The sequence below is a fragment of the Proteus sp. NMG38-2 genome, assembly GCF_020640995.1.
Taxonomy (GTDB): domain Bacteria; phylum Pseudomonadota; class Gammaproteobacteria; order Enterobacterales; family Enterobacteriaceae; genus Proteus.
This window is the reverse complement of the sequence record NZ_CP085481.1, coordinates 2,225,381-2,249,549: the sequence shown is the minus strand read 5'-3', so window position 1 is coordinate 2,249,549 and position 24,169 is coordinate 2,225,381. Positions and strand designations below refer to the sequence as shown.

The 24,169-nt window shown below is 39.3% G+C and carries 24 protein-coding genes; 16 read left to right on the top strand and 8 right to left on the bottom strand.

Annotated features, from left to right (window positions below; all coding sequences use genetic code 11):
• Positions 1–109 precede the first annotated feature (109 nt).
• From ruvC to ruvB, 3 genes are all read left to right on the top strand, one after another.
• The gene (gene ruvC, locus LG402_RS10725; RefSeq protein ID WP_006536599.1) at positions 110–631 is read left to right on the top strand and encodes a crossover junction endodeoxyribonuclease RuvC; all 522 of its coding nucleotides are present in this window, start codon (positions 110–112) and stop codon (positions 629–631) included.
• Positions 632–734: 103 nt separating this feature from the next.
• Positions 735–1,355, top strand: coding sequence for a Holliday junction branch migration protein RuvA (gene ruvA, locus LG402_RS10720; protein WP_109407558.1), 621 nt, complete (start codon positions 735–737; stop codon positions 1,353–1,355).
• 12 nt (positions 1,356–1,367) lie between these two features.
• Entirely contained in the window at positions 1,368–2,375 is a 1,008-nt protein-coding gene (ruvB, locus tag LG402_RS10715; protein ID WP_072068210.1) for a Holliday junction branch migration DNA helicase RuvB, read from the top strand.
• Between the two features lie 93 nt (positions 2,376–2,468).
• Here ruvB and znuB read toward each other — a convergent pair whose 3' ends face one another.
• Together znuB and znuC are read right to left on the bottom strand one after the other, a co-directional pair.
• Entirely contained in the window at positions 2,469–3,254 is a 786-nt protein-coding gene (gene znuB / locus LG402_RS10710; protein WP_166541112.1) for a zinc ABC transporter permease subunit ZnuB, read from the bottom strand.
• Positions 3,247–3,972, bottom strand: coding sequence for a zinc ABC transporter ATP-binding protein ZnuC (gene znuC, locus LG402_RS10705; protein ID WP_109408092.1), 726 nt, complete (start codon positions 3,970–3,972; stop codon positions 3,247–3,249). Before znuC ends, znuB begins: the two co-directional genes overlap by 8 nt.
• 74 nt (positions 3,973–4,046) lie before the next feature.
• Here znuC and znuA point away from each other — a divergent pair, with 74 nt between their 5' ends.
• From znuA to lpxM, 3 genes are all read left to right on the top strand, one after another.
• On the top strand, positions 4,047–4,991 hold the full coding sequence (gene znuA, locus LG402_RS10700) for a zinc ABC transporter substrate-binding protein ZnuA (RefSeq protein ID WP_166541113.1): 945 nt from the start codon (positions 4,047–4,049) through the stop codon (positions 4,989–4,991).
• A 12-nt stretch (positions 4,992–5,003) separates the two neighbouring features.
• A complete protein-coding gene (gene mepM, locus LG402_RS10695; protein ID WP_109408094.1) occupies positions 5,004–6,329 on the top strand; it encodes a murein DD-endopeptidase MepM in 1,326 nt (441 codons plus the stop codon).
• Positions 6,330–6,434: 105 nt separating this feature from the next.
• A complete protein-coding gene (lpxM, locus tag LG402_RS10690) occupies positions 6,435–7,409 on the top strand; it encodes a lauroyl-Kdo(2)-lipid IV(A) myristoyltransferase (protein WP_109408095.1) in 975 nt (324 codons plus the stop codon).
• Positions 7,410–7,487: 78 nt separating this feature from the next.
• On the opposite strand, the gene pyk is transcribed toward lpxM, so the two are convergent.
• Positions 7,488–8,930, bottom strand: a complete 1,443-nt coding sequence (gene pyk, locus LG402_RS10685; RefSeq protein WP_227335344.1) for a pyruvate kinase — start codon at positions 8,928–8,930, stop codon at positions 7,488–7,490.
• Between the two features lie 231 nt (positions 8,931–9,161).
• On the bottom strand, positions 9,162–10,004 hold the full coding sequence (locus LG402_RS10680; RefSeq protein WP_109408097.1) for a MurR/RpiR family transcriptional regulator: 843 nt from the start codon (positions 10,002–10,004) through the stop codon (positions 9,162–9,164).
• A gap of 351 nt (positions 10,005–10,355) precedes the next feature.
• Here LG402_RS10680 and zwf point away from each other — a divergent pair, with 351 nt between their 5' ends.
• From zwf to LG402_RS10660, 4 genes are all read left to right on the top strand, one after another.
• Entirely contained in the window at positions 10,356–11,831 is a 1,476-nt protein-coding gene (gene zwf / locus LG402_RS10675) for a glucose-6-phosphate dehydrogenase (protein WP_166541114.1), read from the top strand.
• 576 nt (positions 11,832–12,407) lie between these two features.
• A complete protein-coding gene (gene mdtJ / locus LG402_RS10670) occupies positions 12,408–12,848 on the top strand; it encodes a multidrug/spermidine efflux SMR transporter subunit MdtJ (protein WP_072064011.1) in 441 nt (146 codons plus the stop codon).
• Positions 12,849–12,850: 2 nt separating this feature from the next.
• A complete protein-coding gene (gene mdtI, locus LG402_RS10665) occupies positions 12,851–13,183 on the top strand; it encodes a multidrug/spermidine efflux SMR transporter subunit MdtI (protein ID WP_006536614.1) in 333 nt (110 codons plus the stop codon).
• A gap of 260 nt (positions 13,184–13,443) precedes the next feature.
• Positions 13,444–14,424 (top strand): lysozyme inhibitor LprI family protein, encoded by a 981-nt coding sequence (locus tag LG402_RS10660; protein ID WP_227335343.1) that lies wholly within the window; start codon positions 13,444–13,446, stop codon positions 14,422–14,424.
• Positions 14,425–14,492: 68 nt separating this feature from the next.
• Here the strand turns inward: LG402_RS10660 and LG402_RS10655 are convergent, their stop codons facing one another.
• Positions 14,493–14,837 carry a RidA family protein gene (locus LG402_RS10655; protein WP_072068200.1) on the bottom strand — a complete coding sequence of 115 codons (345 nt, stop codon included), beginning with the start codon at positions 14,835–14,837 and terminating at the stop codon, positions 14,493–14,495.
• An 83-nt stretch (positions 14,838–14,920) separates the two neighbouring features.
• On the opposite strand from LG402_RS10655, the gene LG402_RS10650 reads away from it, so the two are divergent.
• The 5 genes from LG402_RS10650 (at position 14,921) to rnd (ending at position 21,548) form a co-directional block, all read left to right on the top strand.
• The gene (locus LG402_RS10650) at positions 14,921–16,864 is read left to right on the top strand and encodes an ATP-dependent DNA helicase (RefSeq protein WP_166541116.1); all 1,944 of its coding nucleotides are present in this window, start codon (positions 14,921–14,923) and stop codon (positions 16,862–16,864) included.
• Between the two features lie 92 nt (positions 16,865–16,956).
• Entirely contained in the window at positions 16,957–17,658 is a 702-nt protein-coding gene (tsaB, locus tag LG402_RS10645; RefSeq protein WP_227335337.1) for a tRNA (adenosine(37)-N6)-threonylcarbamoyltransferase complex dimerization subunit type 1 TsaB, read from the top strand.
• An 86-nt stretch (positions 17,659–17,744) separates the two neighbouring features.
• Complete coding sequence (locus tag LG402_RS10640; protein ID WP_109408102.1) at positions 17,745–18,341, top strand: Slp family lipoprotein; 597 nt, start codon at positions 17,745–17,747, stop codon at positions 18,339–18,341.
• A 301-nt stretch (positions 18,342–18,642) separates the two neighbouring features.
• Positions 18,643–20,331: a long-chain-fatty-acid--CoA ligase FadD gene (gene fadD / locus LG402_RS10635; RefSeq protein WP_109408103.1), complete on the top strand. Its 1,689-nt coding sequence runs from the start codon at positions 18,643–18,645 to the stop codon at positions 20,329–20,331.
• A gap of 98 nt (positions 20,332–20,429) precedes the next feature.
• The gene (gene rnd, locus LG402_RS10630) at positions 20,430–21,548 is read left to right on the top strand and encodes a ribonuclease D (protein WP_166541118.1); all 1,119 of its coding nucleotides are present in this window, start codon (positions 20,430–20,432) and stop codon (positions 21,546–21,548) included.
• 369 nt (positions 21,549–21,917) lie between these two features.
• Here rnd and minE read toward each other — a convergent pair whose 3' ends face one another.
• The 3 genes from minE to minC are packed head-to-tail and all read right to left on the bottom strand — an operon-like array spanning position 21,918 to position 23,727.
• The gene (minE, locus tag LG402_RS10625; protein ID WP_023582089.1) at positions 21,918–22,187 is read right to left on the bottom strand and encodes a cell division topological specificity factor MinE; all 270 of its coding nucleotides are present in this window, start codon (positions 22,185–22,187) and stop codon (positions 21,918–21,920) included.
• A gap of 3 nt (positions 22,188–22,190) precedes the next feature.
• Complete coding sequence (gene minD / locus LG402_RS10620; protein WP_036936680.1) at positions 22,191–23,003, bottom strand: septum site-determining protein MinD; 813 nt, start codon at positions 23,001–23,003, stop codon at positions 22,191–22,193.
• 22 nt (positions 23,004–23,025) lie between these two features.
• A complete protein-coding gene (gene minC / locus LG402_RS10615; RefSeq protein ID WP_166541120.1) occupies positions 23,026–23,727 on the bottom strand; it encodes a septum site-determining protein MinC in 702 nt (233 codons plus the stop codon).
• 133 nt (positions 23,728–23,860) lie between these two features.
• Here minC and LG402_RS10610 point away from each other — a divergent pair, with 133 nt between their 5' ends.
• Complete coding sequence (locus LG402_RS10610) at positions 23,861–24,148, top strand: YcgL domain-containing protein (RefSeq protein ID WP_109408311.1); 288 nt, start codon at positions 23,861–23,863, stop codon at positions 24,146–24,148.
• The last annotated feature ends 21 nt before the right edge of the window (positions 24,149–24,169 follow it).

The window sequence follows — 24,169 nt, the reverse complement described above, 5'->3', positions numbered from 1 at the left end:
CGAAAATAACAGTGTTGATTGCTGTTATTAAAAAGTGCGAAGAGAAGAGCAGAGCAGATTTTTTTGCTCTTTTCTCTCGCCATCGACCATATCGGCAACAGGAATTGATATGGCTATCATTCTAGGTATAGACCCCGGTTCGCGCGTTACAGGCTACGGTGTAATTCGACAACAAGGGCGACAACTTATCTATTTGGGAAGCGGTTGCATTCGCACACAAGTTCCCGACCTTCCTAATCGACTTAAACGTATTTATGCAGGTGTTAGCGAAATAATTACGCAATTTTCGCCAGATGTGTTTGCGGTTGAACAAGTGTTTATGGCTAAAAATGCGGATTCTGCATTAAAACTAGGGCAAGCACGAGGTGTGGCGATATTGGCTGCGGTAAATAACGATTTACCTGTTTTTGAATATGCGGCTCGCCAGGTTAAACAAACGGTTGTGGGTACGGGTGCTGCCGAAAAAAGCCAAGTGCAACATATGGTGCGTTCAATATTAAAGCTATCTGCCGCACCACAATCAGATGCCGCCGATGCCTTAGCAATTGCTATCACACATTGCCACTTTAACCAAAATTTATTACGTGTGGGTGATCCTCGATTAGTTTTAACGCGAGGTAGATTAAGATAAGTTGTTATCTTGGTAAATGTCTTTGGTTTTTCACAGGCTGGATATACGTCCAGCTTTTTTTATGTTATAAACTTGGCGTAAATATATTTGCGGAGGCGTTAGGGTGATAGGTCGTATCAGAGGAATTATTCTTGAAAAACAGCCGCCAGTGGTGCTGATCGAGGCAGGTAATGGTGTAGGTTATGAAATTAATATGCCAATGACCTGTTTTTATGAACTGCCCGATATTGGCCAAGAAGCCATTATCTATACGCAATTTATCGTACGTGAAGATGCTCAATTACTTTATGGTTTTAACCAAAAACAAGAACGCGCACTCTTTCGTGAATTAATTAAAGTCAATGGCGTCGGCCCGAAACTGGCACTCGCTATTTTATCGGGTATGTCGGCTCGCCAATTTGTGACAGCGATTGAAAATGAATCTATCTCTTCATTAGTAAAATTACCCGGCGTGGGTAAGAAAACAGCAGAACGTTTAGTGGTTGAAATGAAAGACCGCTTCAAGGGTCTTAATGGTGATTTATTCGAAAATAGCGATATTGAATTACCAGAAAGTGCTTCACCTAAAGCGCCAAAAGCGGCTGATATTGAAGCTGAAGCTTCTGCTGCATTAATCGCATTGGGCTATAAACCACAAGAAGCAGCAAAAATGATCAGTAAAGTAGCAAAACTGGGCTCAGATAGTGAAACGCTTATCAAAGAAGCATTGCGCGCGGCTATTTAGGAGTAACACATTGTGATTGAAGCAGATCGCCTGATTTCAGCAGAAATTCAACAACCTGAAGAAGAAATAATAGATAGGGCTATTCGCCCTAAATCTCTTGCCGAATATGTTGGGCAACCACAAGTTCGTGAACAGATGGAGATTTTTATTCAGGCGGCTAAATTACGTCATGATGCACTCGACCATTTGCTTATTTTTGGCCCTCCTGGATTAGGCAAAACTACATTGGCAAATATCATTGCTAATGAAATGGGGGTTAACTTGCGTACGACATCAGGCCCTGTACTTGAAAAAGCAGGAGATTTAGCCGCGATGCTAACTAACCTTGAGCCTCATGACGTACTGTTTATTGATGAAATTCATCGACTTTCCCCGGTTGTTGAAGAAATCCTTTATCCTGCGATGGAAGATTACCAGCTTGATATTATGATTGGTGAAGGGCCTGCCGCACGTTCAATTAAAATTGATCTACCGCCATTTACTTTAGTGGGAGCAACCACAAGAGCTGGCTCTTTAACATCACCTTTGCGTGACCGTTTTGGTATTGTTCAACGCCTTGAGTTTTATAATGTTGACGATCTCCAACACATTGTCTCTCGCAGCGCCAGCTTTATGGGATTAGAGATGACAGATGAAGGTGCGCGTCAAATAGCAATGCGCTCACGAGGTACACCACGTATTACTAACCGATTATTACGCCGAGTACGAGACTTTGCACAGGTTAAAGGTAATGGAGCCATCGATGAGGATACTGCCTCTAAAGCGCTTGATATGTTAAATGTGGATGCTGCGGGTTTTGACTATTTAGATCGCAAACTTCTTTTTGCCATTATTGATAAATTTATGGGTGGCCCAGTAGGATTAGATAACCTTGCGGCAGCTATTGGTGAAGAGCGTGAAACTATAGAAGATGTGTTAGAGCCTTATTTAATTCAACAAGGGTTTATTCAGCGCACACCAAGAGGCCGGGTTGCCACTAACCATGCCTATCGCCATTTTAATCGTATCGTAGAAGACTAAATTTACGTTCTGCCATTTATCATAAATAAAAAATAACCCTTGATGGAGTCATTTCATCAAGGGTTATTTTTGTATTAAATTTAGATTATTTGATTACTGTTTAGTGGGTGCAAATAAACTCAAGATAAATAGGCAACTCGCCGCTAAAACAACAGAAGGGCCTGCAGGAGTGTCATAGAAAGCAGAGAAGGTTAAACCGCCAGTAATTGCCAGCATACCAACAGCGATTGCGATCACAGCCATTTGTTCTGGTGAACGAGCAAAACGACGCGCCGTTGCGGCAGGGATAATGAGCAGTGAGGTGATAATTAATGCTCCAACAAACTTCATGGCTAAACCAATGGTTAGTGCGGTGATCATCATTAGCTTTAAGCGTTCTCTCTGAATATTTACGCCATCAACAAAGGCCATATCTTGATTAATAGTCATAGAAAGCAATGGACGCCATGAACGGATAATCACAAATAAAACAATCACAACGCCAATAAAGATACTGATAACGTCTTGATAGTTTACAGAAAGTAAATCACCAAATAGGTAAGCCATTAAATCAACGCGTACATTGGACATTAAACTAACAACCACAAGCCCTAAAGAAAGCGCACTGTGTGCCATGATCCCTAAAAGGGTATCAACAGAAAGTTGTGGTTTTAATTCTAACCATACTAATAAAATAGCTAAAAGAAGTGTGACGGCAATAACGGCATAAAAAGGCTCAATATTAAATAGCAAACCAAAAGCAACACCAAGTAGTGAGGCATGAGCTAAGGTATCACCAAAATAAGACATACGACGCCAAACGACAAAAGAGCCCAGAGGGCCTGCCGCCATTGCTAAGAGCATACCGGCAATCCAACCCGGTAACAGCAACTCAATCATGACGACACTCCTTACTATGCTGGTGATGATGACGATAAATACCTAGTTGTTCAGCACCACGACTACCAAACATAGCAATAAATTCTGGGTGAGATGAAACAACATCTGGTGTGCCTGAACAGCAAATATGACCATTTAAACAGAGCACTTCATCTGTTTTTGCCATGACTAAATGAAGATCATGAGAAACCATCAAAATGGCGCAACCTAATTCATTACGAAGTTGATTAATTAAATCATAAAGGGCCAGTTGCCCATTAACATCAACACCTTGAGTCGGTTCATCTAAGACTAAAAGTTGAGGTTGATTAAGCAAGGCTCTTGCTAATAACACGCGCTGAGATTCACCACCAGACAGTTTTTGCATGGGTTGATTGATTAATTTAGCTGCATTAACACGCTCAAGGGCAGGGAGAATATCTTTATCTTGTACACCGGGTTTTAGCGTCATAAAGCGCTTAACTGTCAATGGCATTGTAGGGTCAAGATAAAGCTTTTGAGGAACATAACCAATACGTAACGTATTATGGCGTTCTACTTTTCCTGAGGTTGGATTTAATAATCCAAGAACTAAACGGATAACCGTGGATTTACCCGCACCATTAGGGCCAAGTAAAGTAAGAATACGGCCTGCTTTTAAATCAAAAGAGATATCTTTTAAAATTTCTCTTTCACCAAAAGAAACAGAAACCGATTTTAAACAAATCAAGTCAGACATAAAATTAGCACTTGCAGAATCATTGAAACGTTATAATATAACATTTCCAATGATGATTCACGAGAATTCTTCCTATGTTACATAAAAACAACAAATTTGCGCATCGTTTTTTATTGAAATCATTTTTAGCGACAGCGATGATAAGTTCATTCAGCGCTTCTGTTCAGGCTGATGTGGTGACTTCTATACGACCTATCGGGTTTATTGCCGCCGCTATCGCTGACGGGGTGACCCCAACGGAAGTTTTATTACCGGATGGTGCATCTCCACATGATTACGCATTAAAACCCTCTGATTTGAAAAAAATTACTTCTGCAGACCTAATGGTATGGGTTGGGCCTGATATGGAAGTGTTTTTAGATAGGCCATTAAACAGACTTACAGACAATCATAAGTTGGCTTTAGCGGAAACTGACGAAATAAAGTCGCTTTTATTGAAAGATGATGATGACAATGTGCATAAACATGAGGAAAATCACGAACATCATTCTCATGGTGATTATAATATGCACATCTGGTTATCACCAGAGATTGCGTTGTCGTCTGCAAAACAGATCCATGAAAGGTTAATTGCACTTTATCCAGATAAAAAAGAACTTCTGGACGTAAACCTAGGTAAATTCAGCGAACAACTCAAGCAAACTGATAAGAATCTTGTTAATATTCTGTCGCCTGTTAGAAATAAGGGTTATTTTGTCTTTCATGATGCTTATGGCTACTTCGAAAAACATTATAATTTAAAGCCATTAGGTCATTTTACTATCAACCCTGAAATACAGCCAGGTGCGCAGAAATTACATCAAATACGAACACAGTTGGTTGAGCAAAAAGCAACCTGCATTTTTGCTGAGCCACAATTTAGGCCGACAGTAATAGAAACAGTGGCGAAAGGCACTGGGGTTAAAATGGGTGTATTAGACCCCCTAGGAAGTGGGATTGCTCTAACTCAAGAGAGCTATGTGAAATTCCTTACCCAACTAGCTAACCAATATGCGAGCTGCCTGAATGAAACACAATAAGGAATTAAGAGCGTGCAGCAGAAGAAATCCATTGCACAGGTATATTTAAGTTTACCACTCCCACATAAAATCATGCTTGGTTCGTTAACTGCAGCAACATTGGCCGTCGCGATTTGGCGGCCAGTGGTTCTTCAAAATGAACAAAGCCGAGAAGTCCCTGTCAGTATTCAAATGCCTCTCGCTAATCAAGGCGAAAATACCGATGACATCATCACTGATAGTAGCGATCAACTTACAGACGAAGGCTTAGTTGGTGCAGATGACGGCACAGATACAAGTACAACCGTCGCACAAGTTCCTCATACTTATATTGTGTCTAGTGGGGATTCATTGAGTTCAATACTGACTCAGTTTGGTATTGATTCTGCTGATATCGCAACTATCTCTAATCAAAATAAAGATCTCAGAAATCTTAAAATTGGGCAACCAATTAGCTGGGAACTTGATGATAATGGGTTACTGCAAGAATTAAGCTGGGGTGTTTCTCGTCGTGAAACTCGCGTTTATACCCGTACAGAAACGGGTTTTAAAGAAACAAAAGAGTTTCAAAAAGGGGAATGGAAAAATAGCGTAACGACAGGTGTTATTCGAGGCAGTTTTTCTGTTAGTGCAACAAATGCAGGTTTAACTAACGCTGAAGCTCGTGCTGTTACTAAAGCACTACAGTGGCAAGTAGACTTTAAAAAATTACAAAGTGGTGACCAATTTGCGGCACTGTTTTCTCGTGAAGTGCTCGATGGACGCACTGAGCAAAGTGAGCTAATTGGTGTTCGTTTACGTAGTGCAGGTAAAGATTATTATGCGTTCCTTGCTGAAGATGGCCGTTTTTACGATAGCCAAGCGGGTGGATTAGAACGTGGTTTTATGCGTTTCCCAACGGTCAAGCAATTTAGAGTGTCTTCTCAATTTAATCCTCGTCGTATTAACCCTGTTACAGGACGTTTAGCTGCTCATAAAGGTGTCGATTTTGCTATGCCAGTAGGTACACCAGTATTAGCAACAGGAGATGGCGAAGTGATTGTGGCAAAATATAGCGGTGCTGCAGGTAACTTTATCGCTATTCGCCATGGTAGCCAATACACCACGCGTTATATGCATTTACGTCAATTATTAGTAAAACCTGGCCAACGTGTTAAACGTGGCGATAGAATTGCGTTATCAGGTAATACAGGGCGTTCTACAGGGCCTCATTTACACTATGAACTGTGGATCAACCAACAAGCAGTTAATCCATTAACAGCAACATTACCTCGTGCTGATGGTTTAACAGGCAAAGACAAACAAGAATATCTAGCGAAAGTCAAAGAGATTAAGCCTCAATTAGTGCTAGCCGATTGACAATAAACACGATCTTAAAGACATAAAAGCGGATGATTGATATCATCCGTTTTTGTTTTAACGTTTTTTACGCCTATTAGGGGTGTCAGTTCAGAGAGTTATCTGATGAATAAAGAAAAAGATACAGATAGCAAAGCGGGTTATGTGCCTACTTTTCACCGTGCATATTTACATCCTCGTCATTGGGGAACTTGGATAGGTGCTGGTGTTTTAAGTGCATTGGCTTATATGCCAGTAAAATGGCGTGATCCATTTCTTGCTTCTATTGGTCGTTTTGTTGGGCGTAAAGCGAAAAGCGCAAGACGTCGTGCAGATATCAACTTGAGATACTGTTTTCCAAAATGGGATAAAACACAACGTGAAACAGTTCTTGATAGTATGTTTGAAACGGCTCCCCAATCCTTTGTGATGCTAGCAGAGCTTTGTTTAAGAGGGCCTGAGCACATATTAAAACGAACAAGCTGGCAAGGCTTAGAGATCATCGAACGTTTTAAAGAGCAAGGCCGTAATGTCATTTTTATGGTGCCACATGGTTGGGCGGTTGATATCCCTGCCATGTTATTAGCCGCCAAAGGTCAGCAAATGGCGGCGATGTTTCACCACCAAAAAGATCCCGTGGCTGATTATTTATGGAATAAAGCACGCCACCATTTTGATGGGCGATTACATTCCCGCGAAGCAGGTATTAAGCCTTTTATTTCTTCTGTGCGGCAAGGTTACTGGGGCTATTATCTACCAGATCAAGATCATGGTGCAGAGCATAGCCAATTTGTGGATTTTTTCGGTACCTATAAGGCGACATTGCCTGCGATTGGGCGATTAATGAAAGTATGCCGAGCAGCTATTGTGCCGTTGTTCCCAGTGTATTGTCATAAAACACATCAGCTTCACATTATTATTCGTGAACCAATGGATGATATTGAAGATAAAGATGATGCGTACATTGCACGCAGAATGAATGAAGAGTTAGAAGCACTAGTGACACCGACACCCGAGCAATATACGTGGATATTAAAATTACTGAAGACACGTAAAGAGGGCGAAATAGAGCCTTACGCTCGTGAGAATATTTTGGACTAGTTCTTGAACGAAAAAGAAGTAAATAAAGCGGGCACTTAATTAAGTGCCCGCTTTACTGTTAAGCTTTATAGCTCGGTATTATTCAACCGTCAAAATACGGCATGTATTAGTGCTACCGATTGTACCCATAAGGTCACCTTGAGTGACTAACACTAAATCACCAGAAACTAAGAAACCTTTATCACGTAAACGAGCAATTGCTTCGTTAGCTGCAGCAATACCATCAGTATGCGTACTACAATAAACAGGTGTCACGCCACGATAAAGTGCCGTTTGGTTTAGTGTTTTCTCATGGCGAGACATTGAGAAAATAGGTAAACCAGTACTGATACGAGACATCATGCGCGCGGTACGACCTGATTCTGTCATCGCAATAATCGCATTAACACCTTTCATATGGTTAGCGGCATACATGGTGGACATCGCAATGGCTTCTTCCACAGTATCAAACACCATATCTAAGCGATGCTTAGAAACATTAGCCGCAGGCATTTTTTCAGCCCCTAAACAGACTTGTGCCATTGAAGAGACGGTTTCTGCTGGGTATTGTCCTGCTGCAGTTTCTGCAGAAAGCATAACGGCATCAGTACCATCTAACACGGCATTAGCAACGTCCATAACTTCTGCTCGTGTTGGCATTGGATTTGTTATCATTGACTCCATCATTTGAGTAGCAGTGATAACAACACGATTAAGCTGACGAGCACGACGAATTAATTTTTTCTGTACACCAACAAGTTCAGGATCGCCAATTTCAACGCCTAAATCACCACGAGCTACCATCACAACATCTGATGCCATAATGATTTCATCGATAATTTCATCATTAGCTACTGCTTCAGCGCGCTCTACTTTAGATACAATTTGGCATTCACAACCTGCATCACGAGCTAAACGCCGAGCGAGGTGAAGATCTTCACCTGTTCTTGGAAATGAAACAGCAAGGTAATCGACACCAATTTTAGCTGCCGTAATAATATCTTGTTTATCTTTTTCTGTTAATGCATCTGCGGAAAGACCGCCACCGAGCTTGTTAATTCCTTTATTATTAGATAAAGGACCACCCACAGTGACTTCAGTAAAGACTTTTAGTCCATCAACTTTGAGAACTTTTAACTGAACGCGACCATCATCGAGCAGTAGAATATCACCAGGAACTACATCGGCAGGTAGGCCTTTATAGTCAATGCCGACTTGATTTTGATTGCCTTCGCCTTTTTCAAGGGCGGCATCAAGCAAGAATTTATCACCGACATTCAGGAAAACTTTTCCGTCTTTAAATGTAGAAACACGGATTTTAGGGCCTTGTAAATCCCCAAGAATAGCAACATGGCGACCAAGTCTTGCTGCAATTTCACGCGTACGATTAGCACGAGCAAGATGATCTTCCGCAGAACCATGAGAGAAATTTAATCGAACAACATTTGCACCAGCAATAATAATTTTTTCTAAGTTATTATCACGATCTGTTGCTGGGCCTAAGGTGGTAACAATTTTTGTTCTTCTGAGCCGTCTGGACATGTATTACTCCGTTGACCTTGAACGAAAGGTGTTGGCTATTGGATAAAACAGAAATTAGACAATATTTTATCCAATATGTTAAGTGAAACGCATCAAGCTAATTGCAACATACACTACTGTTTTCATTATATGCGAGAGTTAGCTCGCAGATATGCTACCAGTTTTCAAAAAGTTATCTAGTCAGGGGCACAATAGGAAGTGTGACAATACTAACAGAATAATTAAAAACGGTTACTTATCAAACCGTGAATCACGTAAAGCTTCTTTGACGCGCTTCAAGTTATCTCTGAATTTTGGTCCTCGACGTAAAATAAATCCTGTCGCGAGAACATCAATAATAGTGAGTTGTGCAAGGCGGGAGATCATTGGCATGTAGATATCAGTATCTTCAGGTACATCAAGTAAAATAGGGAGGGTGGCTTCAGAGGCTAAAAGTGATCCGGGTGTTGTAATAGCAATCACTGCGGCATCATTTTCACGCGCAATTTTAGCTATTTCCACGAGATTTTTAGTCCGCCCCGTATGAGAGATAACCACGACAACATCACCATCAGTGCTATTGATACAACTCATACGTTGCATAACAACGTCATCAAAGTAAGTGACAGGAATATTAAAACGAGAAAACTTATTCATGGCATCGTGAGCCACAGCGGCTGATGCGCCTAAGCCAAAAAAAGAGATTTTCTTAGCTTGCGTCAAAATATCAACAGCACGATTGATTGCGGCGATATCAATATTATTTTTAACGTTCTCAAGTCCCGCCATGGCGGATTCAAAAATTTTATTGGTATAAGAGGATACTGTATCAGAATCATCAATATTACGATTTACATAAGGTGTGCCATTGGCAATGCTTTGTGCTAATTGTAATTTAAAATCAGGAAATCCCTTGGTTGCCATGCGACGGCAAAAACGATTAACCGTGGGTTCACTGACATCAGCCGTTTTAGCCATTAAGGCAATACTAGAATGGATAACAGTTTGTGGCGCAGTTAAAACAGCTTCTGCAACTTTTTTTTCTGATTTGCTCAAGATGTCCAGATTAGACTGAACCCTTTCCAATATATTCATTAAATATACAGATCCTTGGCTTTGCCAATTTCAATAAAAGGAGAAATCTATAACGGTTTTATGAAAATATACTACGCAAAGAACAAGGCTTGCAGTGTAAACCATCGGTAAACAGGGCTTTTTTCGTTAAAGTATGACGTGTGTCTAACTTTCAAAGCTGAAAACCAGAAACAAAACTGTTGTAAAGTTACAAGAAAGGATAAAACACTAGACATAAAATGAAGCGTTACAATATGTATGGTAAGTTAGAGACTAAAATGTGCGAGCGTATTTACTGAATACATCCAAAAGAGTACATTAATACAAAATTCTGTAACAAAATTACAAAATCTCATCATGAGGAGACGTACTATGGCAGCGATATCGACTGCTCAGGCCTGTGATCTGGTTATCTTCGGTACGAAAGGGGATCTAGCACGCCGTAAGCTTATTCCATCATTATATCAATTGGAAAAAGCAGGATATATTCACCCTGACTCTCGCATTATTGGTGTAGGTCGTGCTGATTGGGATGCTGAGGCATATAAAAATGTTGCCCATGAAGCATTAAAAACCTTTTTAAAAGAAGAAATTAATCCTGAAATTTGGCAGCGTTTAAGTGATCGCTTAGATTTTTGTAATCTTGATGTCAATGAAACAGACCATTTCATTGAGCTATCAAAGCACCTCAAACAAGACAAATTACCGGCTATTTATTACTTTGCAATGCCACCAAGTACCTTTAGTGCGATGTGTAAAGGTTTAGGCCATGCAAAACTTAATAAAGAGCCAAACCGCGTTGTGATGGAAAAACCATTGGGCACAGACTTAGCGTCTTCTGTTTCTATTAATGATAGTGTGGCTAAATACTTTAAAGAGAGCCAAATTTATCGTATCGACCACTATTTAGGTAAAGAAACAGTTTTAAATCTATTAGCACTGCGCTTTGCAAACTCACTGTTTGTTAATAATTGGGACAATAAAACGATTGATCATGTCCAAATTACGGTTGCAGAAGAAGTGGGTATTGAAGGGCGTTGGGGATATTTCGATCAAGCGGGTCAAATGCGTGATATGGTGCAAAACCACTTGTTGCAGATCTTAACGATGATTGCAATGTCACCACCCGCTGATTTAACCGCTGACAGTATTCGTCAAGAAAAAGTGAAAGTCTTACGTTCATTACGCCGTATTGATAACACTAATATTCGCGAAAAAACGGTTCGTGGGCAATATACAGGTGGTTTTGTACAAGGTAAAAAAGTACCAGGTTATCTTGATGAAGAGGGTGCAAATAAAGCTAGTCATACAGAAACGTTTGTTGCTATCCGTGCGGATATTGATAACTGGCGTTGGGCAGGGGTTCCCTTCTATTTAAGAACGGGTAAGCGCCTACCAAGTAAATGTTCAGAAGTTGTGGTTTATTTTAAAAAGCCTGCGCTGAATATTTTCAGTGAAACTTACCAAGAGTTACCTCAAAATAAGCTAACTATTCGTTTACAGCCAGATGAAGGTATCGATATCGAAGTGCTAAATAAAGCTCCGGGACTCGATCATAAACACCGTTTACAAACAACCAAACTGGACTTGAGCTTCTCTGAAACATTCAATCAAACACATTTAGCGGATGCTTACGAGCGCTTATTGTTAGAAGCCATGCGTGGGATCCAAGCGCTATTCGTGCGTCGTGATGAAGTGGAAGAAGCCTGGAAATGGGTAGATTCAATCATTAACGCATGGGAGTGTGATAATGAACTGCCTAAGCCATATCAAGCAGGTACTTGGGGACCAGTGGCATCTGTTGCAATGATCACCCGTGATGGTCGCTCTTGGAATGAAATTGAATAACTGATTTTGATTATCCATTCTAAAGAAAAAACACCCAGCATAGCTGGGTGTTTTTGTATCAGACAAATATCTTTAAGCATAATTACAGCAATTGAGATGAATAAAACTACTGAAGGATCGTAAAAACACTGATTAACTATGCAATCTGATTTTGGTTAGAAACTAAAACTTAAATAAAACCAATCAATTAACAAAAATATTTTGCAAAAAGGCATTGCTTTAAATAATTCGGCATGATAGAAATATCATGTAACATTTAACCATCTTATATGAGGGTTCGGAGTATATCGTGCGGATGGTCTGTGCGATGAAAGAATAAATAATCATGACTAGCGCCAAAAGCGTCAAAGTTAAACGTTCTACCTATAAGTTATTCCTTTCTGCTATTTTATCCAGCGAACACTACTGGTGTGGCGCATTATAGAAATCTCTCATCTTAATTCCTGACGCAATCAGGAAATGACGTTGCCTTAACGTTCGGCTTTTATTGCCGCCAGAAAGACTATCTACATATTCTCTATCTTCCTGCGCAAGAAACGTTTCGGCGTATTTCAAATGTGTATGAGAGATGAAAAAATGATTTATTGGATATTTTTAGCATTAGCTATCGTTTGTGAAGTTATTGGTACTTTATCAATGAAGTACGCCAGTGTAAGTGGTGGTTATACTGGCATGATAGTGATGTGGTTAATGATTGCCACTTCCTATATCTTTTTAGCCATAGCCGTTAAGAAAGTGGCATTAGGTGTAGCGTATGCACTATGGGAAGGTATTGGAATTGTCATTATTACGACATTCAGCGTTCTGTGGTTTGGTGAATCGCTGTCACCATTAAAGTTAGGTGGTCTAGCGATGTTAATTGCAGGGATCACGCTTATCAAATCAGGTACTAAAAAATCGACTGTTGCTAAGAAAACAACTGACTCAGTAAAAAGTATCGCGGGTAAAGCCAAGCACGTTGCAAGTGCCGTAAAAGGAGCGAATAAGCCAATTCCTGCCAATATCAAGGAGGCTTAATTATGTTAGCTCAATTTGAATGGTGGCATGGTGCATTCCTAATACTTGCCGTAGTGCTTGAGATTGTTGCGAATATATTCTTAAAAATGTCTAACGGCTTTAGCCGAATGGGATTAGGAATATTATCACTGGTTTGTGTGTTAGGGGCCTTTAGTGCGCTGGCAATGGCAGTGAAAGGGATAGAACTTTCAGTTGCTTATGCACTTTGGGGAGCATTCGGCATTATTGCTACTATCGCTGCCGGTTGGATTTTATTTAATCAGAGACTCAATTATAAAGGATGGGGTGGAATTATATTATTACTGGTTGGTATGGTAATGATTAAATTTGCCTAAATCTACTTAATGCAATGAGTAATGAATAGGTAAGAGCAATAAAATTAATATCACAGTAAAATTAGAAAACAACCAAGGGCTGAGTTTTTCTGAACTCAGCCCTTTATTTTTATACCTAAAATATTATTGTTCTATTTTTTGAGTCAAAATTGTGTTTCTGATATCAGTTAAATAAAGTGAAATTAAATATATTTAATATAAAATATATTTAACTATTTTTACTTTAAAATGTGATTGCTTGAGATTATCGGAAAATGACAATGACAATGAAAATGAAATATATCGCTCTATGCTTTCCTTTATTATTAACAGCTTGTGGTGAAAAAATAGAACCTATTGGTTGTTCTTCAGAATTAACACAATCTGCTTTTAAAGATGCTTTAAAAAAAACAACACTAGAAGAAATTTCTCGACAAACAAGTAATTATTCTGATGTCACAAATCAATTAAAACGAGCAACATTAGAAGAGATTAGTTTTAATGTGTCTGAAATAATGACTAAAGCGAACGATCCTAATAGTACGATGAAGTCATGTTCTGCAATGGTGTCAATGACTATACCTGCAAATAATTATGAAATATTACATGATTATTATCGTACTGAATTCAATAGTAATCTTGATAAAACTCTTGAAACTTTATCATTAGAGCAAAACGCGAATACTTTCTCTGCGAGAATAGATTATAGTGCTCAGCCAACTGATGATAATAAAACAGTATTCGTAAATATTGCGCCAAGAAATAGTATTTCGAATGGTGCTGCTTTTGTTTCTACTCTATCTATAATAAAACCGATTAAAGAACAGCAAAGAATATTGCAACAACAGCAACAGCAAGAATTACAAAAGAAACAAGAAGAACTTCGCCAACAGCAAGAATTGAATCGTCAACAACAATTATTAGACCAACAAGCAGAGCAAGAATCACTACGCCAACAGGCGTTAGAGCAACAAGAAGTTCGTCGTCAAAGACAAGCTTTGCAAGAAGCGCAAGAAACACCAGAACTTTCACTTTCTCAAGCAAAACAAGATTTTCTTACAGCAGATGCTGAATTAAATAATAGATGGCAAAGTTTAAGTAGTGAACAAAGAAAAGCTTTATTATTAGGTCAGCGTCAGTGGATAAAAAATAAAGATCTTATTTGTGGAAAAGTCACCTCTGAAGGTGGTGATGAAAAATTAGCCAAAATATACCGTTGTCATGCCGAGACAATAAAAAATAGGATCCCTGAGTTAAAATAACATTATAAAAATAGGTTAAATCAAAGAAAATAAGCACCTATAAAAGTAGGTGCTTATTATAAATATATTTACATTGCCGCAATAATTTTAATTTCGACTTTATACTCAGGATGCATTAATTGTGCTTGCACTGTACAACGTACAGGTGCACTACCTTTAGCAACCCAAGCATCCCATGCTTTATTCATCCCTTCAAAATCGGCTTTATCAGCTAAAAAGATTGTCGCATCAAGAATTTGGGTTTTATCAGAACCTACACGTTGTAATAAGACATCGATTGCCGCTAATGTATCTGCTGTCTGTTCAATAATATCGCCCGATAAATTTTCTGGTACAGCGGTGTAATAAATAGTGTCATTATGAATAACCGCTTCAGACCAGCGATCTTCAGGGTCGATACGTTTAATTGTCATTGAGTTCTCCTTTGTATTAACGGCATAGGTGGTACTTTTGATTATCCACTGGCATAATTTACGTCTTATTTTATAAAAAGAGTATGCCTGTGTCAGACGATTTTGCAGAAAACGGGATTTTAACCCGAACTATTCCTGGATTTCATCCCCGTGAAGCTCAACGACAAATGGCGAAATCAATAACAGATATTATTGATAAGCAGGGTGTACTTATTGCGGAAGCTGGCACGGGAACAGGGAAAACCTATGCATACCTTGTACCTGCTTTGCGTTCAGGTAAAAAAACCATTATTTCAACAGGCTCTAAAGCCTTACAAGATCAACTCTATAGTCGGGATTTACCGACAATCATTGAAGCAATTAATTATGATGGCAACACCGCCTTATTAAAAGGACGTTCAAATTATTTGTGTTTAGAGCGACTCGATCAACAAATGCTCAGTGGTGGTGATCTGGAAGCAGAAGTATTATCTGATGTGATGTATGTACGCCAATGGTCAACACAGACAGAAGATGGTGATGTTAGCCGTTGTCATAGTGTTGCAGAAGATAGCCGAGTTTGGCCTTTAGTTACGAGCACCAACGATAACTGTTTAGGGAGTGATTGTCCTCGCTACAAAGAGTGCTATGTTTTAAGCGCGCGTAAAAAAGCAATGGATGCGGATGTCGTGGTAGTTAATCACCATTTATTTATGGCGGATACTGTCGTTAAAGATACGGGTTTTGGTGAGCTAATTCCGGAGGCTGAAATTATGATCTTTGATGAAGCTCATCAAATACCAGATATTGCCAGCCACTATTTTGGTCAACAACTTACCAGTAGACAGCTTTTTGATCTCGCCAGAGATATGACTGTTGCTTATCGCACAGAAGTTCGTGATCAAATTCAGTTGCAAAAAAGTGCTGATAGATTAACGCAAATGGTGATGGATTTTCGCTTAGCGTTAGGTGAGACGGGTTATCGTGGAAATTTACGCGAGTTATTGCAAGGTGGCGAAACAAAACGTTTTCTAACGTTACTGGATGATGCCTTAGAACTGAGTTATGACGTAATGAAACTCTCGTTAGGGCGCAGCCAATTACTTGATAGTGCTTTTGAACGTGCCACCGTTTACCGCAATCGCTTAAAACGCCTGATTGATACCACAATCCCGGGCTATAGTTACTGGTTTGAAAGTTACGGTCGCCATTTCTTACTCGCTATTACGCCACTTTCTGTTGCAGATAAATTTCGTGAATTAATTAAATCACATAAAAGTAGTTGGGTATTTACCTCGGCAACACTCTCTGTAAATGAACAAATGTCCTATTACACAGATAGGCTAGGTTTAGAAAACGCAACAACATTGATTTTAAACAGCCCGTTTGATTATCAACATCAAACATTATTGTGTGTCCCACGTTATTTGCCTCCCTTAAATCAGCCTTATACGGCGAAACGTTTAGCCGCTATGCTAACGCCTGTCATTTTAAAGAATCAAGGCCGCTGTTTTTTCCTCTGTACTTCACATGCCATGATGCGAGGGCTTGCCGAAGAGTTTAAAGCCAGTTTGCCATTACCTGTATTGATGCAAGGTGAAATGAGTAAAACGCAATTGCTGCAAAAATTTGTTTCATCAGGAAATGCGCTTTTAGTGGCGACTCAAAGTTTTTGGGAAGGTGTTGATGTGCGTGGCGATACGCTGTCTTGCGTGATTATTGATAAATTACCATTTACAGCACCTGATGATCCTTTATTAAGAGCACGTATTGAAGATTGTGAATTACGAGGTGGTGATGCATTCCGAGATGTGCAAATTCCTGATGCTGTAATTAGTTTAAAACAAGGTGTTGGACGATTAATTCGTGATGTACACGATTATGGCGCAATTATAGTGTGTGATGATAGATTAGTTTCTCGTGCATATGGCGAGGTTTTTTTAAGCAGTTTGCCTCCATCGCCACGCACACGCTCGCTTGAGAAAACGATGGAATTTTTGAGCCAACGCGCACAGCATGATGAAATACAAGAAATATCGGGTTCATAATAGCGATCGCACAGAATGTGTGTTTATTCTGCTGAACACTATTATGATATTATTCTTTCTCTTTTAATTATCGAATTTGCCGGAGTTATGGCGTGTCACTGCGAATTTTAGCAATTGATACTGCAACAGAATCCTGTTCAGTTGCAGTTTGGAATGAAGGCGTTGTTGCTTCACGTTTTGAAATCTCACCTCGTGAACATACACAAAAGATTTTACCTATGGTCAAAAGCGCCTTAGAAGAAGCGAACTTAACATTGCAATCATTAGATGTCCTTGCCTTTGGGCGTGGTCCAGGTAGTTTTACTGGGGTTCGTATTGGCGTCGGTGTTGCACAAGGTATCGCATTGGGTGCTGAATTACCTATGATTGGCATATCATCACTTGCCACCATGGCAGAAGGTGTATTTAGAACAACAGGGATCAAGCAGGTTTTGGTTGCAATAGATGCACGTATGGGTGAAATTTATTGTGCTCAATATCAACGTAATGACGAAGGGATTTGGTTAGGCGAAGAAACAGAAGCAGTGATGAAACCTGAACACTTTGTTGAAGCCTTACAATCAACCACGGGTACTTGGGCAATGGCGGGTACGGGTTGGCAAGCCTATCCTGAATTAAAAGAGGGATTACTTTTTACCGTTGTTGAAACTGATATTACATTGCCGGCAGCACAAGATATGCTACCGCTTGCCGTTGCTGCTTGGCATGAAGGAAAAGCTACAAGAGTGGAAGAGGCTGAACCTGTTTATTTACGTAACGAAGTTACGTGGAAAAAACTACCTGGTCGTGAATAGATTATGAGTATCTATTAGAAATTACAGAGTAAAGCTATAATAGTATTATAGAGTGACGTCAATAATGACTTGCAATGAGGTGGTTTATGAAAAGACAATTAAACTACCGTTTGGTAAGCAAAGCGCTATTTTTATCTGGTGCTTTGTTTCTAGCGGGATGTGTCTCAATACCTGAATCAATAAAAGGAACATCAGCAACGCCTGTCACTGATTTAAATGGTATTTTTGTAGCGCCTGAACTTTATGTAGGTCAAGAAGGTCGTTTTGGCGGACGTGTGATTGATGTTAAAAACCTTCAATCATCCACACAGCTAGAAATTGCCGTTATGCCCCTTTCTCAATATGATGCGGCACCTGAATTACAACAACCGTCTATTGGACGTCTCTATGCAAATGTCATGCATTTCTTAGATCCCACAGATTATAAAAACCAATATGTAACGGTAGTTGGAACGATTAAAGGTGTTGAAACAGGGAAAGTCGGAGAAGCAAGCTATCCATTTTTACGTATGGATGTAACAGGAATGAAACGTTGGACTTTGACACAGCAAGTGATTATGCCAGCGCCTGTTATGACATGGGGATATTATGGTGATGGCCCATATTGGGGCTATCATCATGGATATGGTGGTTATGGTGGATATCCATATGGAACTGGTCAGGTCGTGCCCATTTTAGAATAAAAACTGGGTTTGTGATCGCATGACGATATAATATTTCATCTCCATTTGGGTGAAACGGTGTATAATTGATATCTATAATATATTGGGTAACTATCTAATAGCGTTATTAAAGTTGAATAAAAATAAAAGAGAGGGCGGTTTTGACCGCCTTCTTTTTTGTTAATCTAAAAATAAAATATTTAGTGACACACTTCGCATCTTCACAACAGAAAATTGTTTGTGCTGGTAGGATGAGTTAATACTTTGTTAAAAATGAAACATAATATTAACCCAAGAAGTGCGATTAATCAGGAGTACTACTTTGGAAAAAGTCTGGCTTAAACGTTATCCGGCAGATGTCCCGGCTGAAATTGACCCGGACCGTTTCGCATCCCTTGCTGAGATGCTTGAAAACGCTGTCGCAAATTACGCAGATCAACCCGCCTTTATCAATATGGGCGAGGTCATGACTTATCGCAAACTTGAAGAGCGTAGCCGTGCTTTTGCAGCATACCTGCAAAATGGCTTAGGATTGAAAAAAGGTGATCGTGTTGCCTTAATGATGCCTAATTTATTGCAGTATCCTATCGCGCTTTTCGGTATTCTTCGTGCAGGTATGGTTGTCGTAAACGTAAATCCACTTTACACACCAAGAGAACTTGAACATCAATTAAATGATAGTGGTGCAAGTGCCATTGTCATAGTCTCTAACTTTGCACATACACTCGAAAAAATCGTATTTAATACCAGTATTAAACACGTTATTTTAACCCGAATGGGTGATCAGCTATCTCGACCTAAAGCAACATTAGTCGATTTTGTTGTTAAATATATCAAACGATTAGTGCCTAAATATAATTTGCCTGATGCCATTTCATTTCGTAGAGCAATGCATTTTGGCTATCGTATGCAATATATTAAACCTGAAATTACAGGAGGAGATTTAGCCTTCTTGCAATATACAGGGGGAACAACAGGTATTGCTAAAGGAGCCATGCTAACGCATCGCAATATGTTGGCAAATCTTGAACAAGCAAAAGCGGCTTATGTACCTGCATTACATATAGGTAAAGAGCTGGTGGTAACGGCATTACCGCTGTATCACGTCTTTGCTTTAACGGTTAACTGTCTACTATTTATTGAGGTTGGTGGCAAAAACTTACTGATCACTAATCCACGTGACGTGAAAGGTACTATTAAAGAGTTAGGGCGTTACCCTGTCACGGCTATTACAGGTGTAAACACGTTATTTAACGCTTGGTTGCAAAATCCTGAATTTCGTCAACTTGATTTCTCCAAACTAAATCTTTCTGTTGGTGGTGGCATGCCAGTACAAAGCAGTGTCGCCAAAGAGTGGGAAGAGTTAACAGGCAAACATTTATTAGAAGGTTATGGCCTGACAGAATGTTCTCCTCTGGTCACTGGTAATCCTTATAATCTGAAAAAATACAGTGGTAGTATTGGATTACCTGTACCTTCAACTGACGTTAAGTTTATCGATGATGAAGGTAACGAAGTTGACCGCACTGTAGGCGGTGAAATGTGGGTTCGTGGACCTCAGGTCATGAAAGGATATTGGAACCGCCCTGATGCCACTGACGAGGTTTTACACGATGGTTGGGTTGCAACGGGTGATATCGCAACAATGGATGACGAAGGTTTTATTCGCATTATTGACCGCAAAAAAGATATGATCTTAGTCTCAGGATTCAACGTTTATCCCAATGAAGTTGAAGAAGTGGTTACGGCTCACCCTAAAGTATTAGAATCAGCGGCAATTGGTGTACCGAGTAAAAGTTCAGGTGAGACAGTTAAGATTTTTATTGTGAAAAAAGACCCAACATTGACGGAAGATGAGGTAAAAACACACTGTCGTCGCTATTTAACTGGTTATAAAGTACCTAAAATTATTGAGTTTCGTGATGAATTACCAAAATCTAATGTCGGTAAAATTTTACGCAGAGAGTTAAGAAATGAAGAAAAACAGTTGAAAACCTCAACTGAATCTTGATACAACACTCAATAACCTTTTTCAATTTCGCCGGTTTATACCGGCGTTTTTGTCATTACATAAAAAGTCATTAGACATAAAAACAAGAGAAACCTGTTTTGAATTATCAATTGATTACGACAGACACTGCATTAGAAACCGCTTGTAAAGCTGCATCACAAGCTTCACAAATCGCATTAGATACAGAGTTTGTCCGCATACGTACCTACTACCCACATCTTGGTTTGATCCAGATGTATGATGGTAAACAGATCTCTCTTATTGATCCCCTAGCAATAACAAATTGGGCTCCCTTTGTTGAATTATTAACTGATCCAAACATCATGAAATATCTCCATGCAGGGAGCGAAGATCTCGAAGTATTTTCCCACCAATTTGGTTGTGTTCCCACACCAATGATTGATACTCAAGTAGTTGCTGCCTTTTTGGGCTATCCGATTTCTTGTGGATTTGCAACGTTAGTTGAGAAATATGAAGATATCGCGTTAGATAAAAGTGAATCGCGCACTGACTGGTTAGCTCGCCCTTTAACGGAAAAACAGTGCCAATATGCCAGTGGTGATGTTTTCTATTTACTCCCTCTCGCTAAAAAGCTTATTGCAGAAGCACAAGACGCTGGTTATATGGACGCGATAACTGATGAATGTGAAATGATAGCAGAACGCCGTCAAGAAACTGTAGTACCTGAGCTTGCTTACCGTGAGATTAGCAATGCATGGCAATTAAAAGGCCAACAGTTAGCCTGTTTACAAATGCTTGCTCAATGGCGCTTAAATCAAGCTAAAGCTCGTGATATGGCATTAAACTTCGTTGTGAGAGAAGAGCATTTATGGTCTGTTGCTCGTTATCTTCCTTCTTCTTTAGCAGAATTAGATGCATTGTCACTCTCTGGACAAGAGATCCGTTGCCATGGTCGTCGCTTATTAGATTTTGTTGCGAAGGCGAAAGAAATTAAAGATGAAGATTGCCCTGAATCTATTAGCAATATTATTGAACAGCCAAACTATAAAAAAGCATTTAAAGCTATCAAGGCGGTTATTCAAGAAATTAGTGAAGGGGAACGATATAACCCCGAGCTATTGGCATCAAGAAGACAGATTAACCAATTATTGAGTATTCATTGGAAAATAAAAGAAGGGAAACCGGAACTTATTTCACGCTGGCGTAAAGCATTACTAGAAGAGAAAGTATCTGAAATTCTGGCGCAATATCCTTAATTTTATTGAGCATTTATTTTCTATCTAATATGAAACAGATATGTGTAGCACCGTAAATAGATGCAATAGTCAAAGTAAACAGCAAAGAATAATGGGAGTCTCTTTAGAGACTCTTATTTTTTATGCACAAAAAAACGCCTATAAGAATAGGTGAGAGTAACAAATGCATTAAATAGAGAAACATGTTATTGCGGAATAAAATGGCTCCTGTGACTTATCACCAATGATTAAAATAGCAACGAGATATAGCGCTATTTGCGCATTCAGGTGAATTCAATTTGTATATAATTAAACACAGAGCCAATCAAATTAATTATAGTTCATGGTTGGCTCTGTGAATAATGGCTTATGTAAAGCGTAAAATATGATTTACTTTGTTGGTTCTTCGCTTTCAGGTAAGGTCACATTTAGCTCTAATACAGAGATATCATCACCTTTTTGTTCAAATTGAACAGAAAGCATCTCTGGATCTATCTGCACATACTTACAGATAACACCTAATAAATCTCTTTTCATATCAGGTAAATAAGCTGGCTCGCTATCACCACGGCGGCGTTCAGCGACGATAATTTGCAAACGCTCCTTGGCAATATTAGCTGTCGACTTTTTACGCGACAGGAAAAAATCTAGTAAAGCCATCTTTTACCCCCCAAAAAGGCGTTTCAGAAAGCCTTTTTTCTCTTCTTCAATAAAACGGAATGGATGTTCTTCACCTAACAAACGATTTACTGTATCTGAATAAGCTTTACCTGCATCAGACTCGCTATCTAAAATAACTGGTTCACCTTGGTTAGATGAACGTAAAACAGATTGATCTTCGGGAATAACACCCAAAAGTGGAATGCATAGAATTTCAAGAACATCTTCCATGCTTAACATATCACCACGGCTCACTCGGCCTGGATTATAACGTGTTAATAACAGATGTTCTTTAATTGGATCTTCACCGCGCTCAGCACGACGTGATTTAGAGGCAAGAATGCCTAAAATACGGTCGGAGTCACGTACAGATGAAACTTCTGGGTTTGTTGTGATGACTGCTTCATCTGCAAAATAAAGGGCCATTAATGCACCACTTTCAATACCTGCAGGAGAATCACAAATAATAAAATCAAAACCCATTTCATCGAGTTCATCTAATACTTGTTCTACACCATCACGAGTGAGCGCGTCTTTATCTCTTGTTTGTGAAGCAGGGAGTATAAATAGGTTTTCTGTACGCTTATCTTTAATCAATGCTTGATTCAAAGAGGCATCACCCTGAATAACGTTAACAAAATCATAAACAACTCTACGTTCACAACCCATGATAAGGTCTAAATTACGTAACCCAATATCAAAGTCGATAACAACCGTCTTATGACCTTTTTGAGCGAGGCCGGTAGAAATGGCCGCGCTGGAAGTTGTTTTACCAACCCCACCTTTACCTGACGTAACAACAATAATGCGTGCCATGGAGTGATTCCTTGTCGATGCTCTAAATTAAGTTCTCGATTGTTAATTCATTCTCTTGCAAACTCAGTTGTACTGATTTACCAACAAAGTCTGTAGGAATTTGATCGCTTAGCCAATATTGGCCAGCAATGGAAACAAGTTCAGCAGACAGATGTGTACAAAAAATATGACTCTCTTGATCACCCGATGCTCCGGCCAGTACACGTCCACGCAATATGCCGTAAACATGAACATTACCATCAGCAATTAATTCAGCGCCTGCACTCACATTACTAATAACCACTAAATCGCTATTTTGAGCATAAATGCGCTGTCCTGAACGTACAGGAGTATGGATGATTTTTGTTTTTTGACGCACAGCTGAAGGTGCTTCATTCGTTTTATCGTTATTTGCCTGAGTTGTTGGCTTAGCTATTTTACCCTCATTTAAGATAGGTAACTGTGCGGCAATTATCGCTTCTTTCTGTTGAGCGTCTGAACTACCACTAATTCCCACGACACGTAAGCCAGCATCTTCTACAATTCGCCTCAGTTTTTTAAAATCAATATTGTCACCTGCTAATGCAGAGACATTGATAACCACAGGCGCGTTTTTCAGAAATTGAGGCGCTTGTGCAATTTTTTCTGAAATTGCCTGACGAATAACTTTCGGTGTTCCATCATTTAAATGAAGTACCGAAAGGGTAAAATTACTGCCTTTTAACTCAATGGGCGTGTTTGACATCTATCTGACTCAGTAAATTTTTTATAATCTGGCACAAAAAACCAGAGACGATATTACGAAAGTATATAAGCATGTTATATTTACTAAAATATTCAGGCAAGTCGCTTATTTTAATAATTAGAGTTTAATGAAAATGATTTGTGCAATTTATCGTAGTACCAAACGTGATCAAACTTATTTATACATCGAAAAAAAGGATGATTTTTCTCGAATTCCGGACGAATTATTACAAAGTTTTGGTGAACCTCAATTTGCAATGTTGCTCAATCTCGCGGATAGACAGCGTTTAGCGCATGCCGACATTGAAAAAGTTAAAAAAGCATTAGTTGAGCAGGGTTTTTACTTACAAGTTCCACCACCTGTCGAAAGTATGTTAAATGCTTATTTAGATGAATTAAAAAAATCAGAAAAAACTGAATAAATCATCGAGATAAAAGGAGCA

What these genes read in the sequence shown, in the direction of transcription:
- LG402_RS10680 (WP_109408097.1), bottom strand. Translation starts at nt 10,004, where the DNA reads ATGAATATATTGGAAAGGGTTCAGTCTAATCTGGACATCTTGAGCAAA.
- znuC (WP_109408092.1), bottom strand. Translation starts at nt 3,972, where the DNA reads ATGTCTGACTTGATTTGTTTAAAATCGGTTTCTGTTTCTTTTGGTGAA.
- minC (WP_166541120.1), bottom strand. Translation starts at nt 23,727, where the DNA reads ATGTCAAACACGCCCATTGAGTTAAAAGGCAGTAATTTTACCCTTTCG.
- mdtI (WP_006536614.1), top strand. Translation starts at nt 12,851, where the DNA reads ATGTTAGCTCAATTTGAATGGTGGCATGGTGCATTCCTAATACTTGCC.
- pyk (WP_227335344.1), bottom strand. Translation starts at nt 8,930, where the DNA reads ATGTCCAGACGGCTCAGAAGAACAAAAATTGTTACCACCTTAGGCCCA.
- minD (WP_036936680.1), bottom strand. Translation starts at nt 23,003, where the DNA reads ATGGCACGCATTATTGTTGTTACGTCAGGTAAAGGTGGGGTTGGTAAA.
- mdtJ (WP_072064011.1), top strand. Translation starts at nt 12,408, where the DNA reads ATGATTTATTGGATATTTTTAGCATTAGCTATCGTTTGTGAAGTTATT.
- LG402_RS10640 (WP_109408102.1), top strand. Translation starts at nt 17,745, where the DNA reads ATGAAAAGACAATTAAACTACCGTTTGGTAAGCAAAGCGCTATTTTTA.
- lpxM (WP_109408095.1), top strand. Translation starts at nt 6,435, where the DNA reads ATGAATAAAGAAAAAGATACAGATAGCAAAGCGGGTTATGTGCCTACT.
- ruvC (WP_006536599.1), top strand. Translation starts at nt 110, where the DNA reads ATGGCTATCATTCTAGGTATAGACCCCGGTTCGCGCGTTACAGGCTAC.
- zwf (WP_166541114.1), top strand. Translation starts at nt 10,356, where the DNA reads ATGGCAGCGATATCGACTGCTCAGGCCTGTGATCTGGTTATCTTCGGT.
- znuB (WP_166541112.1), bottom strand. Translation starts at nt 3,254, where the DNA reads ATGATTGAGTTGCTGTTACCGGGTTGGATTGCCGGTATGCTCTTAGCA.
- LG402_RS10660 (WP_227335343.1), top strand. Translation starts at nt 13,444, where the DNA reads ATGACAATGAAAATGAAATATATCGCTCTATGCTTTCCTTTATTATTA.
- znuA (WP_166541113.1), top strand. Translation starts at nt 4,047, where the DNA reads ATGTTACATAAAAACAACAAATTTGCGCATCGTTTTTTATTGAAATCA.
- LG402_RS10650 (WP_166541116.1), top strand. Translation starts at nt 14,921, where the DNA reads ATGCCTGTGTCAGACGATTTTGCAGAAAACGGGATTTTAACCCGAACT.
- minE (WP_023582089.1), bottom strand. Translation starts at nt 22,187, where the DNA reads ATGGCTTTACTAGATTTTTTCCTGTCGCGTAAAAAGTCGACAGCTAAT.
- LG402_RS10610 (WP_109408311.1), top strand. Translation starts at nt 23,861, where the DNA reads ATGATTTGTGCAATTTATCGTAGTACCAAACGTGATCAAACTTATTTA.
- LG402_RS10655 (WP_072068200.1), bottom strand. Translation starts at nt 14,837, where the DNA reads ATGACAATTAAACGTATCGACCCTGAAGATCGCTGGTCTGAAGCGGTT.